Below are 15,202 nucleotides of genomic sequence, written 5' to 3' on the forward strand. Positions count from 1 at the left end.
CTCATCTCCGTGCCCGCATGTTGTTGATCCAATTCATCGTATAGTCGGTCATGTCGTCTTTGGTAATCGTGGTATCGTTCGTGTAGTTCGTGAAAGTTCTTCGTGCATGGTCGTACACCCCCGTCAGATGGCCTTGCAGGGCGGCGACCGTCGTGTTCGGCCACGCGGCCAGGTATTCGACGAGTTCCTTGTGCAGGCTGGGGAAATCGCAGTCCCGTTTCCGCTGCTCCGTCCGGGTCGCGATGAAGAGTTCCACGTCCGCCGGGCTCAGCGTGCCGACGGACACGGTCGCGGGCGGCATGTCCGTGGTCTGGCCGGCGCCGATGCGGCTGAGTTCGTTCGTGCTCATCACCGCCTCCGCGAAGAAGACGATCCGCGAACCCGGCATCTGCAGGTAGCGTTCCACCTCCGCGCGCATGTCCGACGCGGGAAGCAGCAGGATTGGCACGACGTCCTCCCGGTCCTTGTCCGCCATGGCGGCGGCCAGTTCCGCGTAGACCTCGTGCGGGGCGCCGGCCGCCGGTCCGAGCAGGTCGTCCCGGGCCGAACCCTCGATGAAATCGCCGGCGGCCAGCTTTTTCACGAGACCCGAACAGACCCGCCCCATCCGCGCCTTGATGTCGATGACCGCGCCGTCCAGCCCCTGGTTCAGCGCGTCCACTTCCTTGGCGAGGTCGAAGATTTTCCCCTGCAGCCCGACTTTCCCGAGTTCTTCCTCGAGCCAGTGGGCGCACATGTTCCGCAATGCGGATTTCCCGCAGCCGGATTCGCCGCCCACCAGAGCGAGCCGGCAGGCTTCCTTGAGCAGCTGTGGACTGGCGAACTGGTCCTTGAACTGCTGGAAAGCCGGCGCGTAATTGTCGATTTCGACGTAGAGCCCGGCATGGTCCGGTTCGCGCCACGGGCACAACACGCTTCTCGGGGCGTCCTCGCGGCCGGGTATGACGAACGGGTTGACTCTCCGATGTGCGGCCGTCACGGGGCCACCACCGTCGGCGGTGACCGGACCAGTGCGCTGTCGTCGCCGCTCGCCAGTGCGTCGGCCACCGAGAAGCCGGTGTCCGTCACAACGGCGACCTGCTTCCGCAACCGGTCGATGTGCTCCACCCGGGCGGCGCGCTCCGTGCTCGCTCTCAGGTCGCGGTCGAAGCCGGGTCTGAGGTCGCCGGTGCGCAGCAACGTCAAGACTTCCGTGACCCGGAGCCAGCCCGGCTTCCGCTCGGCAAGGGCGTTGAGCCGGCCGGCCAGAGCGTCGCGGGCGGCGTCTGCCTCGGCGGCGACGGACGACTCGACGGGAGGCTTCTTCCAAGCGTCGAGGAGCTTGTTGGCGGCGTCGCCATAGACCGTGACGAGCTCACGCAGCTCCTTGGCATCGACTTGCCCCACCGCGGCGGCATTCTGCCGGCGTGTGCCCGCATAGGCGAGCGCCGCACTGAGAATCGCGGTCAGCAGGGGAAGGATGACGCCGGCCGGTCCGCTGACACCGCCGGCCGGCGCGGCCGGTTTTCCCAGGGCGCCGGTCAGGGCATCGCACGTCCTGGCGAAATCGTCCGGTTTTTCCTGTCGCCAGCTCGGCGGCGGGCTCGAGGTGCCGCCGGACACGATGGACTTCGCCGAGCTGGCGTCGTTCGCGACCCCGAGAGCCACAGCGGCCTCGGCGAGTGCCTGCCGCTGTCCCGGTTGCAGGCAGAAAACGTCCCGGGTGTCCCGAGTGGCCTGCGAAGTAAGCAAATTGGGCAGCACGAGCCAGCCCACCACGACCAGCAGGGCAACGGCCAGCGCGCCGATGACGGCCCATTTCCGGATGGTCACAGCCCGGATCCGGCGCGTCGCCGACGGCGGGGTTGTGGTGGTCACGGCGTCCCCTCTGCAGTTGCTGCGGCTCCGCCTGGAGTCGTGCAGCGCGTGCGCGTCGTTACCGATTCGCCCACCATGGTAGCGAGGATGCAGGTTTCGAATACAGACTCCATCGCCGAACTGCACGTGCATTTCGGCGGCTACTCACTTAGCGACAAGTTGTCCACGATTTGTCATCTCTGGCAATGATCGGTAACTGTGTCCGTAGCGGCACGCTGACCAGGGTGAACGTGATCGAGAACGGCATTTCGATCTTGGGTGTGGATGTGTTCGGTGTGAAAGAAAACTCTTGGGTCGGCGAAGCGGTGTCATCCAATGGAAACCTGGTCGCGAGCAGGGATCTCCGGATTGCGCTCGGCCGCGCGTCACAGCCGGCGAAACCGGGCCTCCAGCAGCGCGAACACGCCGAACACCGCGATCCCCGCCGCCAGTGCCAGCAGCAGCGCCTGCCCGTACGGCTGCACGGCCAGCGTCTTCAACGCCGGATCCAGGCCGCCGGCCTTGGCGGGGTCGTAGCGGACGGCCGCCAGGATGAACATCGCCCCCACTGTCGCGTACAGGACGCCCACCGCGCACCAGCCGATCTGGCCGAGGCGGGTGGTCGACCGCCGCAGAGTCCGGGACGCGCCGCCGAAGTCGAGGTCGTGGAGGAACTTCTTCCGCGCTCCCCGGTAGGCGAGCCACCCCGCGATCACGATGACCAGTACGCCCGCCGCGATCACCGCGACCGCGCCCCACGGCCGGCTCAGCACGCTCGCGACCACCGATCCCGCCTTGCCGGAACCACCCACCGCCGTCTTGCCCGCGCTGTAGGCGACGAGGCCGTACAGCACCACTTCGACGCCGCTGACCGTCCGCCGCACCCACCGCCGCCGGGGTTCCGCGTGCCGGTGGCCGGTGACCGCCTCGGCGAGCTGCCAGAGCGCCAGTACGCCGGTGCCGGCGGCGACCAGCCAGAGCAGCCACGCGCCGCCCTCGGAGGCGACGAGCTGCAGCGCGCCCGCCTTGTCGGCTCGCTCGTTGTCGCCGAGCGCCACCTGGGCGGCCAGCCACGCGACGATCAGGTGCACCGCCGCATAGCAGGTCAACCCGATCCGGGCAAGCAGGCTGAAAACTCTCAGTTCGGGCATGAAGATGAGTTTTGCTCACCTTGGCCGGTTGTGCTGGATGACCGCAGCTGGTCGTGAGTGGTAATTCGGGTTCTAACCCGAATTACCACTCACGACCACCGGCCACGGCAAACGGTGACTTTGCCCAGGTCGAGCACAGTGTCCCCTGTAGTACTAGGGGTCGGGCGGGCACCAGGTGTCCGAGGTGGGCCCGTCGGCGGCGCCGCAGAAGCCGTGCACCGACTTGTCGACTTCGCCGCCGGACACGCCCATCACCGCGACCGGCTTGTTCTGGGGCACGTTCCGGCTGATGTCGCCGCCGTAGTCGATGGTGCCGGTGACGGCTTCGAGGTACTTGTTGACCTGCTTGGCACCCGGGCGCGAGGTGTGGATGGCGGTGATCTCCCGCCAGATCGCGCCCGGCGTCACCGGGATCTCGGCCGCCGTCTCGCGCAGGTACGCCGCCGCGACGATCATCACCTGCGCGGCGTCGTAGGCCAGCGCGGCGTGGCCGTCGTACGACCGGCCCTCCGGTGTCCGCTCGAACGGGAACAGCGTCTGGTCGAGCGTCGTGTAGAAGTCGAGCGCGGCGCCACTCGGCTCGGTGACCGGCGCGGTGGCGAACGACAGGTAGTAGTAGGACAGCGCGCGGTTGCGCCGGCGTTCGCCCTGGTCGGCGACGAACCGCGTGACGTCGTCGTCGCCGATCACGGTGGCCCGGCTGCCGCACTGGGCGGCGCTGCTGAGGAACTGGCCGAAGTCGGGCACGCCCCGGCCGGCGAAGAACGCCATGCCGTCGTAGGAACAGGTGTCCCGCCCGGCCGCGCCGGCGTTGCCCAGCAGCGTCTCGCCGTAACGCACGTGCGAAGGCGGCCCGCCGAGGCCCCCGTCCGGCGTGAACGCCCGCGCTTCGGCCTGGAAATGCTTGTCGCGGAAGGACTTCAGGACGTCGTCACGCAGGTTGGTGCTGTACACGTCGGCGTCGTCGTCGGAGTAGTAGACGCGGACCACGCGCGGGCCCGGCAGCTGCTCGGCGAACCCGGCCGCCACCGCGGCCTCACGCCGGTTCTGCGGGGTCACCTGGAAGTACATCGGGTTCAGGTCGGCCAGCGGGTCCGCGGACAGCGTCGAGGCGACCATCGGCAGCCCGGCGTTGGTCAGCGCGGCGATCGTCTGCTGGGTCGGCGTGCTGCTCAGGTCCAGCCCGACCACCCCGACGATGCTGCTGTCCTGCTGGGCCTGCAGCCGCAGCTGGTTCGCCACCCGCACGCCTTCGCGCATGTTGCGGCCCGCGTTGGCGATGAGCAGCCGGACGATCGGGTCGGCCGAACCCGGCGCGTTCAGCTGCCGCAGCTGGGCGACCGCGAACCCTTCCAGCGATTCGCGTTCGGTGGTCAGCCCCTCCGCCAGGTTGTTGGACGAGGTCAGCGCCTCCAGCACGACGAGCGTGATGTACGGCCGCTCCGGGTGGTCTTCGTGCAGTCGCTCGGCGCGGTGGTTCTGGTCCAGCACGACCGCCTCGACCTGCCGGATCGTCGCGTCCGACGGCTGGAAGACGTCCTGGGAGCCGTCCGTGACGCCGACGCACTCGCTGCCCGTCCAGGTCAGCCACGGGTTGTCCGAACCGCAGTGCTCGGCGTAGGTGTCGTGGGTGCGGTAGACGACGAACCCGGCGACCAGCGCGACGACCACGACCGGCACGCCGATCCGCGTCCACCGGCTCGCCCACCACGGCGGCCGCACCTGCCTGCGGAACCGGTAGTCGCTGCCGAGGGTCTGCAGCATCTGCCGGACCTTCGGCTCGTCGTCCTCGCCGGCCGGCCGGACACCGACCGGCAGGTACCAGGCGGTCGGCCGGCGCTCCCGCCGGTCGCGTTCGAGCTGGTTCTGCCAGGCCACGTACGCGGCCCGCGCCTGCTCGGCCTGGAACTGCGGGCGGTGCGGGGTCGGCTCGGCGTCCGGCGGCGGCGCGGGGCTGGCGCTGACGACCAGCATCGGGTCGAACAGCCCGACCTGGTTGCGGACCGAGTTGACCAGCTCCAGCAGCCGGTAGCCGCCGTTGCCGACGCTGACCTCGTCCAGCAGCAGCACGGGGTAGGTCATCCGGCGCCGCCGCCACACCCGCCACGGCCGCAGCCGGTAGGCGCGCCGCAGATCTTCGAGAAAGGCGTTGAGCAGCAGGCGGCAGACGTATTCGGGGGCCTCTTCCTGCCACTGCCCCTCGGTGAGCCGCCGGGCGAACCGGACGAAACTGCCGGACATCTCGGGAGCCAGGTGCGGCTGCCGCAGGAACCAGCGGTACCGCCCGGACAGCAGGGGCGCCCGCCCGGTGACGGCGACCCGGAAGGTCAGCAGGGTCAGCCCGCGCACGAGCAGCGAGAAGACCTTCCAGATGCCCTGGTTCTCGGGCAGCTGCTTGACGGCGTCCTCGGCGGAGGAGCTGAACCGCTCGGCGAGGCTGATCCGCCGGATGGCCCGCCGCAGCACCCCATCGGGATCCTCGCGGCCGTCGTAGTCCTGCAGCATCAGCCAGTAGACGAGGTCGAACAGCGGAAAGGGCAGCCGGCTGGTGTGCGCGGTCGCACTGTCGCCGAGTTCTTTCCGCGCCTCCCGCAGGATGTCCCGGACGACGGTGACGGAATCGGCGGTCGCGGGCCCGGCTTCGTCCCGCCCTTCGTGCGCGGCGAGGTCCGGCCGCGCGTACCGGATGCTGCCCTGCGGTTTCGCGGTCTTGAGCCGTTCCGCAACGGCGGCGAGCACCTCCCCGCTTTCCGGTGGCCGCACGAGGCACACCATGGGCAGGCCCCGCCGTTCGGACCGTTCGTCCTGGTGGTCGCCCCACTCGCACTGTTCGTCGAGTTTCCGCGGCCGGTCCCCGAGCCGCGGCCGCAGGCACAGGGCCCCGATCAGTTTGACCAGTACGTCGGCGCCGACAAATCCGAGCGGCCCTGTTCTCCCCATCGAGACAGAATGGCACATTTCCGGTGGAACCGGTTCCGCAGATTTACCGTCATCGGCGTAACAAGCCGACGAGTGCCGACGATCTCAGATGAGCCGTTCGGTCCGAGGTGACCGGAAACCGGGGTGAGGGGAGCAGCGGTGGCTTTGTTCGGTGGCCGGGAGAACGCGGATCTGGCCGCGCTGCAGCAGCAGCTCGGCGCCGCGCACGCGACGATCGCGGAGTTGCGGGGATGGGTCACCCACTTGCGCGGGGCGGAGACGCCGGCTCTCGAGGCGGACCTGCGACTGCTGCGATCGGCGGTCGATCGGACGAAGCAGGAGAACGCCTCACTGACCGCCTCATTCGATCAGCTGAGATCCGAGGCCGCGGCGTGGCAGTCGAGGCTGGTCGAGACACGGGAACTCGCACTGCTCCAGGAAGTCGGCGTCTACGAATACGCCCATCCCCTGGATGACGCCGTCGCCTACAAGGACGAGCTGAAGCGGCTGCGCGACCAGATCAAGGCCGAGGTACGGGGCAACGCGGTGAGCTGCCAGGTCGACTGGGCCGTCAACGGCTCGGTGAAAGAGGGGCAGAAGCTCGGCCGCGACATGGCCAAGCTGATGCTGCGCGCCTACAACGCCGAAGCCGACAACGCCGTCCGTGTGGTCAAGCCGCACACCCGCGAGGCGGTGAAGAAGCGCCTGTCGACCACACGCGACACGATCGGCCGGCTCGGCGTGCTGATGCGGATCGCCGTTTCGGACAGCTATCACCGGCTTCGGCTCCACGAAATCGACCTGACTTCGGACTACCTCGTGAAGGTCGAGGCCGAGCGGGAAGAAGCCCGGGCGGAACGCGAGCGCCTCCGCGAAGAGGCCAAGGTGATGAAGGAAATCGAGCGGGAGCGCGCCCGCCTGGCCAAGGAACGGAGCCACTACGCCACGGCGATCGCCAAGCTCGAAGCGAAGGGCGATCTCGACGGCGTCGCGCAAGCGCGTGCGCAGCTGACGTCGATCGACGAGGCCATCGCCGGGGTCGAACTGCGCGCCGCCAACGTCCGGGTGGGGCACGTCTACGTCATTTCCAACATCGGGGCGTTCGGCCCGAACGTGGTCAAGATCGGCATGACCCGGCGGCAGGAGCCGCTCGACCGGGTCCGCGAGCTCGGCGACGCGTCTGTTCCGTTCCGCTTCGACGTCCACGCCCTGGTCTTCTCCGACGACGCGGTGTCGCTGGAAACCGAACTGCACCGGCGGCTGAGCCGGCAGCGCGTCAACCTCGTCAACATGCGGCGGGAGTTCTTCTACGCCACCCCGGCTGAGGTGAAGGCGCAACTGCTCGCCATCCGGAACGCCCACCTCGTCCAGTACACCGACACGCCGGAGGCCGTCGAGTGGCGTGCGTCCGACCCGAGCCGACGTGGCGTGGATGCGCCGGCGCTGTCGGCCGCAGCGGTGCACGCGGACGGCGACCTGTCCGACGACGGTGGTGAGTGAGTGGTGACCCAGCCCCCGACGACCCCGGCCCGTGCACCCGGGTGGTTCACCGACCCGCTCGACGAGCGGCTGACGCGCTACTGGGACGGGCGGCGTTGGACCTTCCACACCGCCGACCGCCCGAGGGCCGTTCAGCGGGCCGAGGCACCTAAGCCTCCCGAGGCGCCGCCCGCCCTCCGGCCGGACATCGCGCAGGCGGTCAGCCGGGTGAGCGGCCTGCTCGTCGGCTCGATGAAGGAGGTCAACCTCCTGGCGGGCTTCCTCCGTCCCGAGGAGCGGGTCCTGGCCCTGACCGGCGCGCAGGGGGAGGGATTCGGGGTCCTCGCCTGCACCACCCAGCGGCTCCTGTTCCTCTTCGTCGGCATCGTGCGCAAGCAGGTTCTCGAGGTCGACTGGAACCAGGCCAAGGCGGCGGTATACAACCGCTCGACCAAATTCCTCGCGGTGTACACCACTCGCCCGACGAAGCGCGCCGTTCCGGCCATGGCCATCCGAGTGAACAACGTGTCCGACGCACACGCCATCGTCAACGCGGCGGAAGCGGCGTCGGCGGCACCTCGCCTCGACGTCGTCTGACGGTGTATCTGCCGTCCGCGGCGGCGCTCTTGAGTTCTGGCCGGATGCCGGAGATCGACGGAGGGCGCCATGCCGGAGCAAACCGAGTCCCGACCCGTTCTGGCGGACGGCGCCCTCGTCGACCGCGATCGGGGTGAGCCCGTCGCCGGTGTGCGGCTCGGCGTCCAGGTGCGGCTCGGGGACGGCTGCGCACACGACGTCGCCGCCGGAATCACCGACGCCGACGGCAAGTTCGCCCTGACCCTCGACGACGGCGTCGCCGGCTGGCTCGTCCGGGTCGTCACCTGCGGCGAAGGCGAACCGGTGACGATCATCGGCACGCTCGGCGACCGGCCGCCCGAGGAGCTGGCCACCACCCGGCTGGGTGAATTCCTGCAGCTGACCCTCGACGTCCCGGCGGCCCAAGTCGACTGGGCCGCCCTCAACCGCCCCGGCGAAGGCCGCATCGACGAACTCCTCGCCCAGGTCCGCGACCCCGCCGTCGTGCCCGACCAAGCCGTCCGCGTCCGTGCCGTCGCCGAACTCGAGGCGGCTTTCCTCGACCCCTCCGGCACCCTGAGCCAGTTGGGCCCGCTCCCGCCGTGGCCGGTTCTCACCCACGACCTGGCCGCCTACGAAACGAGCCTCGGTGACCACGCGGGCGCCGAACCGGTCCAGCAGGCGCTGCGGGAGCTGCACACCCGGCTGGACAGCTTCGCCGATCTGTCCCAAGTGGACTGGCCGATCGACTTCGGCGCCTTGGGGCAGACCGGCATTTCCGACGTCCTCAACAAGTACGCCGACCGCTTCACCACCGACCGCCTCCTCGACGGCCCGCTGATCGGCGCGCTCACCTCGGCCATCGGCTACCGCGACTACCTCCTCGGCGTGTGGGCGAAGCTGTGCGCCTACGACGACTACTGGCTCCAGCAAGGCGGCGAAAAGCCCCTCACCGGCGCCCAGGCGCGTGCCCAGCTCACCGCCCGCTTCCACCAGGACTTCACCACCCGCGACACGATGGAGAAACCGGCCGGCGAACTCGCGATCGGCGTCGTCGTCCGCATCCTCACCGAGCCGGCCCCGACCGGCTACGGCCTGCCCGCCGCCTCCCTCCCCGAGCGCGGCGAGGCCGATGCGCGGTCCTATTTGGACAGCCTGATCGTCCTTTCCGGAGTGCCGGCGCGCGAACTCGGCCTGCGGTTCCGGATCGACCTGACCCGGCCCGTCCAGGCGACGAGCACGCCGGTCGCCGAGAACACCGCGACGCTGCTGGGCTTCTTCCGCGACAGTTTCCAGTCGGCGCCGGATCCCTTCCACACCCCGCCGGACGTGCGGAACCGCACGATCATCCCGGACGTCCAGCGCGGCCGGGCGCCGTTCTTCCTGGAGTACGAAGAATGGCTGGCCGCGACCGCTCCGTTCCACCCCGAAAACGTCCTGTCCATCGCCCGCTCCCTGCGCGCCGGTGCCCTCGCCGCCATCAAGCCCGCCGGCGGGCAGACCTGGCAGGTGAAGGCGGTCGCGGTGTTCGCCGACATCGCGAAGATCGACAAGCTGCTGCTGCAGGGCGAGTACCCGCAGGCACTGGCCCTGCTCGACTCGACGACGTCCGCGGCCCTCGTGCTGATCAAGGAACAACAGCAGGCCGGCTACCCGCTGGACCCGCCCATGCTGGCCCGCAAGCGGCTGCCGGTCACCACCAAAGCACAGCTGACGGCGTTCGAACGCTTCCTCGGGACGTCCTACGGCTTCCCGTTCCCGGGCGACCTGACCAGCAAGCGCCTGACCGCCGCCCTGGTGCTGTACGCGATGTACTTCGCCTGGGTGTGGCGCTCGGACGTGCTGCTCGCCGTCGGCCGCTTCACCGAGGCCGCGAAGTGCCTCGAAGGCTTGAGCGGTGTCGCCATCGGCGCCGCGGCGCAGGACGATCCGGCCGGGTACCTGACGTTCCAGAACGCCGGCGTGCCCGAGCTGTACACCGACGGGCCGCTGCCGTCCACACTGGACCGTTCCGGGAAAGCCCAGGTGGTGCAACCCGATATCGCCGAACCGGATTCGGTCCCGTACGGCAGCACGTTCGACGACTACAGCCAGTTCCGGCCGCCGAAGATCGCCGCGAACCTGCACCGCGTCGACCGCCGGTTCCTGCTGCTGCGCCTGGGCATGGTGCTCCTCGAATGGGCGGACGCCCTGTTCCGCGCCGACGATCCGGCGAGCACGGCGCGAGCGCGGGAGCTCTACAAGGCCGTGTTGTGGCTGCACGGCGACGACCCGCGGGTGGGACCGTCCTGGCAGGGCGGCGTCCCCGGCGGTTACGTTGCCGCGTCGGCGAACCCGGCCGTCGTCGCGCAGGTCGCCCGCGCCCGGCTGGGCTTCACCCGGATCGAGGCTGGGCTGAACTACTTCGGCGGCACCGAATCGACCGTCCCGGTGCAGCGCTACCGCACCCTCAAGGACGCCGCCGACCGGTTCGCCGCGCTGGCGAAGGCCGCCGAACGCGACTTCCTCGCCGCCACCGGGCACCTCGAAGACCTCGCCATCGAACGGCTGCGCACCTCCAACCTGCTCGCCAAGGCCACCGCGCAGAAAGCGATCGCCGGCGAGCAGGCGCAGATCGCCGGCTACCAGGTCCTGCTCGCCCAGCAGCAGGTCGCCGACGTCGAAGCGCAGATCACGGCGAAGAAAGCCGAGATCGCCGACCACGACAGCTTCTTCGGGCAGCTGTCGGACTTCGCGTCCGGCCTGACCAAGACGTTCACCGGGCTGCCGGGTTTCGCCACCAAAGGCGTCGGCGAAGGCTTCGCCGCCGAACTCGGGCTGGGCGACGCGTCGGCGTCCGGCCTGCTCGGGCTCGGCGCGGGCGCGTCCGTGCTCGCCGGCTTCGGCGCGTTCTACTACGCCGGCTACACCAGCATGTCCGGCATGGCCGCCGCCTACAGCGGCCGCGCCGGCGAACTGAAGCGCCTCCAAGACGTCGCCCTGCCGCTGGCCAAGGGCAACGTCGACGCCAAGCAGCGGGAGGTGACCATCGCCAAGCTGCAGGCCACCATCGCCGACGCCGACATCCGCCTCGCGAACGACCTGCTCGCCTTCACCACCCTGCGCCTGCTCAACGCCGAGTTCTGGACGGCCGTCACCCAGGTGCTGCGCCGCGTCCTGCGCCGCTACCTCGACCTCGGCGCCTGGGCCGGCTGGCTCGCCGAACGCGCCCTCGCCTTCGAACAGGACCGGCGCCTGCGCATCGTCCGGATGGACTACCTGGCCCGCGACCTCTCCGGGGTGACCGGCGCCGACCAGCTCCAAGGCGACCTCGCCGAACTCGAGGCCGCCCGGATCGCCGGCGAACGCGCGCTGGTCCCGTACCGCTGCGTGCTGTCGCTGGCCGAGGAGTTCCCGCTCGCGTTCGGGGCACTGAAAGCCCGCGGACGGTGTTCGTTCGCCACGTCGGAAAGTGCCGCACGCGCGTTCTTCCCCGGCACGTTCGGCCACCGCGTCCGGAGCCTCGCCGTCGAAGTCCGGATGCTCACCGCGGGCCGGCGCGTCCGCGGCACGCTGGTCAACCACGGCGTATCGCAGGCCAGCACGGACGAAACCCTCACGACCCGCCCGTTGCTCCGGTTCGCCGACGCCATCGCCGTCTCGGAAAGCGGCACGCCGGCCGCCGAAGGCCACGACGTCCTCGGCCCGTTCGAAGGCATCGGCCTCGACACGGGCTGGACCCTCCACCTCGACCGCGACGCGGGTGCGTGGGACACGATCACCGACATCGTCATCCGGATCGACGGGCTCGCCCGTTTCTCGGACACCCTCCGCCAGACCCCGGCCACGCCCGCCGCCGGCCGGCTCCTACTGGTCTCCGCGGCCCGGTTCGCCCCGGACGCACTGGCGGCGATCCGGGCGGCCGGCGGGGGTCCGGTGGAACTCGATTTCGCCAAGGTGCCCTACCCCGCGGCGGAGCAGAACCGCCGCGTCGCCAACGTGTTCGTCGCCCTGCCGGGCAGCACGGGCCCGACGGTCTCGGCCACCCTCGACCTGACGGGCGCGGCGGCCGCGTTCACGTGCGAGGCCGGGATCGCGCTCTCCAACGGCGAACCCCTCCGCCTGCCCGGCAGCCCGTCGCCCGACCAGCCGCTCAACGTCGCCATCGGGGAGCCGGTCGAGCAGCCGTGGCGCTTCACCCTGTCCGCCGATCCCGGCGCCGACCTGACCGGCCTGCAGGATTTCGTCGTCGGCATCGAATACACCGCCGACCCGCTTTAGCCCTGGCGGTTTTCGGCGAGCGCGACGGCGATCACCCTCGTACGCTTCGCCGCACAGTGCATCGTCTGCGCATCGAGAGGTGATCGTGGCCAGGGTCTTTCGCTCGGTCGGCCGGTCGGCGGCGACCGGCCACGCCGACACCCCGGCGCCCGAAGCGTTCCTGCGCTCGATGTCCGCCGACCGCGACCGCCGGCTGGCCGACGACCTGGCCGCGCACCGGCGCTATCGGCACGAGCCGCTGACGGTCGCCGTGACCGGGGCGAGCGGTCTCGTCGGGACGGCACTGACGGCGCTGCTGACCACCGGGGGCCACCAGGTCGTCCGGCTGGTGCGGCGGGCCGCCGAGACGCCCGGCGAGCGGACGTGGCAGCCGGAGGAACCTGCCGCGGACCTGCTCGCCGGCGTCGACGCGGTCGTGCACCTGGCCGGCGCCCCGCTCGCCGGCCGGTTCGACGACGGGCACCGGCGGGCCGTGCGCGACAGCCGGATCGAGCCGACGCGGGCGCTCGCGGACCTGGCCGCACGCACGCCCGGCGGGCCGAAGGTGTTCGTCTCGGCGTCCGCGGTCGGCTACTACGGACCCGGCCGCGCCGACGAGGTGGTCACGGAGGAAAGCGAACGCGGGCCGGGGTTTCTCGCCGACGTCGTCGCCGGCTGGGAGGCGGCCACCGAACCGGCGTCGACGGCGGGTCTCCGCGTGGTCCGGGTACGCACCGGCCTGGTGCTGAGCCCCCGCGGCGGCCTGCTGCGGCTGCACTACCCGTTGTTCGCCGCCGGGCTGGGCGGCCCCCTCGGCACGGGACGGCAGTGGATGCCGTGGATCGGCATCGACGACCTGGCCGACGTCTACCTGCGGGCCCTGACCGGCTCCGTCCTCAGTGGACCGGTCAACGCGGTGAGCCCGGAACCGGTGCGCAACGCCGAGTACGCGCGCACGCTGGGCAGCGTGCTGAAGCGGCCGACGCTGCCCGAGCTGCCGTCGAGCGGCCCACGCCTGCTCCTCGGCGAGGACGGCGCCCGCGAGCTCGCGCTCGCCGCCCAGCGCGTGGAGCCGCGAAGGCTGGCCGAGGCCGGCCACGAGTTCCGCCACCCCCGCCTGGCCGACGCGCTGGGCCACCTGTTCGGCACGGCGACCGAACCGGTCGGCTAGCGTCGCGCGTCCGAGATTCTTTGACAGCGCGGCGACGAGTGCAAAGGTCTTGAATGAGTCATTCAGGACCTCCGAAGACCTGAATGACTCATTCAAGACGTTTGGTTCGGGTTGCTGCGCCCCCACATCCTCACAGTGGCGTTCGGTGCGTTGGACGCACCCAACGCCACCCTCATCCTGACGGGCCCGCCCGCCGAACGCGACCGGCCCAGGCGAGCGGCTTTTGCCGCTGCGCTTCGTGAACGAATCCGGAGTGGGAGCACGCGGACGCGACCAGTCGGGGGACGATCCGTGACCGGATGCGGCCAGGTCGAAGCATCGGTCACCCGGCCGCCTCGGCCAGCGCGACCAGGATGCCCGCCGGGCCACGCAGGTAGCAGAGCCGGTAGCTGTTTTCGTACTGCACCAGCTCGCCGAGGAGCTCGGCGCCGTGCGGCCGCAGGCGCTCGACGACGTCCTCGATGTCTTCGACGGCGAACATGATCCGATGCGCGCCCAGGGTGTTCGCCGGAGCTTTCGGTTCTCCGGCCCGGATCGACGGCGAGTGGTACTTGGTCAGCTCGAGCCGTCCGTGGCCGTCCGGGGTGCGCATCATCGCGATGTCCGACCGGACGCCCTCCAGCCCGACGAGGCGATCGACCTCGCGGCCCTCGACGGTCGCCTCGCCTTCCAGCTCCAGGCCGAGTTCGGCGAAGAACGCCTTGGCGGCCTCGAGGTCGTCGACGACGATGGCGATGTTGTCCAGCCGCTGGATCGTCCCGCGGGTGCCGGTCACGATGATCTCCGTTCAGTCGTAGCAGCGATGGGGCCCGACCCGACGCGGCAGATGTCGCACCCTGATCGGGGTGTCCCGGCCAGCGTTCCGCAGGCCGACTCATTCGTCCAATGATGATGTTTGAGCTCACTCATAGGTACCCTTGATGAATGCTGGATGTCCTGCGGTTACGGGTGCTCGCGGCGATCGCCGCGCACGGCTCGGTCACCAAGGCGGCCAAACACCTGAACTACTCGCAGCCCGCCGTCAGCCACCACCTGGCGAAGCTGGAGGCCGAGACCGGGGCCCGGCTGGTCCAGCGGGTCGGCCGGGGCATCCGCCTCACCCCGGAGGGGGAGCACCTGGCCCGCCGTGCCACCGAGATCGTCGGCCGGGTCGACGCGGCCGCCGCGGAACTGTCCGCGCTGGTGGGCCTGCGCACCGGCCGCGTCCGGCTCGCCGGCTTCCAGTCGGCGCTGGCCGCGCTGGTGCCGCACGCCGCGGGCACCCTGCGCCGCGACCATCCCGGCATCGAACTGCAGCTGACCGAGGCCCACCCGCGGGTGGCACTGGACCTGCTGCGAGCCGGCCGGATCGACGTCGCGCTCGTCTTCCGCTACGACGAGCCCGCCCCCGGCGACATCCGCGCCACGCACCTGTTCGACGATCCGATGTACCTGCTCAGCCTGCAGCCCGGCCAAACCCTGGAAGCCAACCGCGACGCGGCTTGGATAGCGGGCTGCGAGAACTGCCGCCGCGAGTTCCTCGAGGCCTGCGGCAAGGCGGGTTTCACCCCACCCATCGCGTACACCAGCGACGACATCATCGTCCAGCAGGCCCTGGTCGCGGCGGGCATGGGCGTGACAACCATGCCGGGCCTGGCCCTGCGCACCCACCACGCCCCCGGGATCGCGGCCACCGAGCTCCCCGATTTCCGCCGCCACGTCTACCTGGCCACCTACGGCGACCCACCGGACCCACCCGCGACGGCGGCCTTCGTGCGCGCACTGCGCCAAGCCGTCCGGCAAACCCACCCCGGCGAACCACCCGTACCGGATCCGTCCCCAGTGGATTGAC

General features: G+C 70.5%; 10 protein-coding genes. 5 read left to right on the forward strand and 5 right to left on the reverse strand.

Annotated elements, in window-relative coordinates; genetic code table 11:
* Position 1: 1 nt before the first annotated feature.
* The 4 genes from ACLJQF_RS32775 to ACLJQF_RS32790 all read right to left on the reverse strand — a co-directional run bounded on the left by ACLJQF_RS32775 (position 2) and on the right by ACLJQF_RS32790 (position 5,927).
* Positions 2-979, reverse strand: coding sequence for a hypothetical protein (locus ACLJQF_RS32775; protein ID WP_410614209.1), 978 nt, complete (start codon positions 977-979; stop codon positions 2-4).
* Positions 976-1,989 (reverse strand): hypothetical protein, encoded by a 1,014-nt coding sequence (locus ACLJQF_RS32780; RefSeq protein WP_410614210.1) that lies wholly within the window; start codon positions 1,987-1,989, stop codon positions 976-978. The genes ACLJQF_RS32775 and ACLJQF_RS32780 overlap by 4 nt, the downstream gene beginning before the upstream one ends.
* 233 nt (positions 1,990-2,222) lie before the next feature.
* The gene (locus tag ACLJQF_RS32785) at positions 2,223-2,987 is read right to left on the reverse strand and encodes a DUF1206 domain-containing protein (RefSeq protein WP_410614211.1); all 765 of its coding nucleotides are present in this window, start codon (positions 2,985-2,987) and stop codon (positions 2,223-2,225) included.
* 153 nt (positions 2,988-3,140) lie between these two features.
* Positions 3,141-5,927 carry an ABC transporter substrate-binding protein gene (locus ACLJQF_RS32790; protein WP_410614212.1) on the reverse strand — a complete coding sequence of 929 codons (2,787 nt, stop codon included), beginning with the start codon at positions 5,925-5,927 and terminating at the stop codon, positions 3,141-3,143.
* A 138-nt stretch (positions 5,928-6,065) separates the two neighbouring features.
* Here ACLJQF_RS32790 and ACLJQF_RS32795 point away from each other — a divergent pair, with 138 nt between their 5' ends.
* The 4 genes from ACLJQF_RS32795 to ACLJQF_RS32810 all read left to right on the forward strand — a co-directional run bounded on the left by ACLJQF_RS32795 (position 6,066) and on the right by ACLJQF_RS32810 (position 13,371).
* A complete protein-coding gene (locus ACLJQF_RS32795; protein WP_410614213.1) occupies positions 6,066-7,406 on the forward strand; it encodes a DUF4041 domain-containing protein in 1,341 nt (446 codons plus the stop codon).
* 3 nt (positions 7,407-7,409) lie between these two features.
* A complete protein-coding gene (locus tag ACLJQF_RS32800; protein ID WP_410614214.1) occupies positions 7,410-7,982 on the forward strand; it encodes a DUF2510 domain-containing protein in 573 nt (190 codons plus the stop codon).
* 69 nt (positions 7,983-8,051) lie between these two features.
* Positions 8,052-12,221 carry a hypothetical protein gene (locus ACLJQF_RS32805; RefSeq protein WP_410614215.1) on the forward strand — a complete coding sequence of 1,390 codons (4,170 nt, stop codon included), beginning with the start codon at positions 8,052-8,054 and terminating at the stop codon, positions 12,219-12,221.
* Positions 12,222-12,306: 85 nt separating this feature from the next.
* Complete coding sequence (locus ACLJQF_RS32810) at positions 12,307-13,371, forward strand: TIGR01777 family oxidoreductase (RefSeq protein WP_410614216.1); 1,065 nt, start codon at positions 12,307-12,309, stop codon at positions 13,369-13,371.
* Between the two features lie 322 nt (positions 13,372-13,693).
* On the opposite strand, the gene ACLJQF_RS32815 is transcribed toward ACLJQF_RS32810, so the two are convergent.
* Positions 13,694-14,149 carry a VOC family protein gene (locus ACLJQF_RS32815; protein WP_410614361.1) on the reverse strand — a complete coding sequence of 152 codons (456 nt, stop codon included), beginning with the start codon at positions 14,147-14,149 and terminating at the stop codon, positions 13,694-13,696.
* 146 nt (positions 14,150-14,295) lie between these two features.
* Between ACLJQF_RS32815 and ACLJQF_RS32820 the strand changes: the two genes are divergently transcribed.
* Entirely contained in the window at positions 14,296-15,201 is a 906-nt protein-coding gene (locus ACLJQF_RS32820; RefSeq protein WP_410614217.1) for a LysR family transcriptional regulator, read from the forward strand.
* Position 15,202: the final 1 nt, after the last annotated feature.

The organism is Amycolatopsis sp. lyj-109, from assembly GCF_046548995.1.
GTDB lineage: Bacteria > Actinomycetota > Actinomycetes > Mycobacteriales > Pseudonocardiaceae > Amycolatopsis.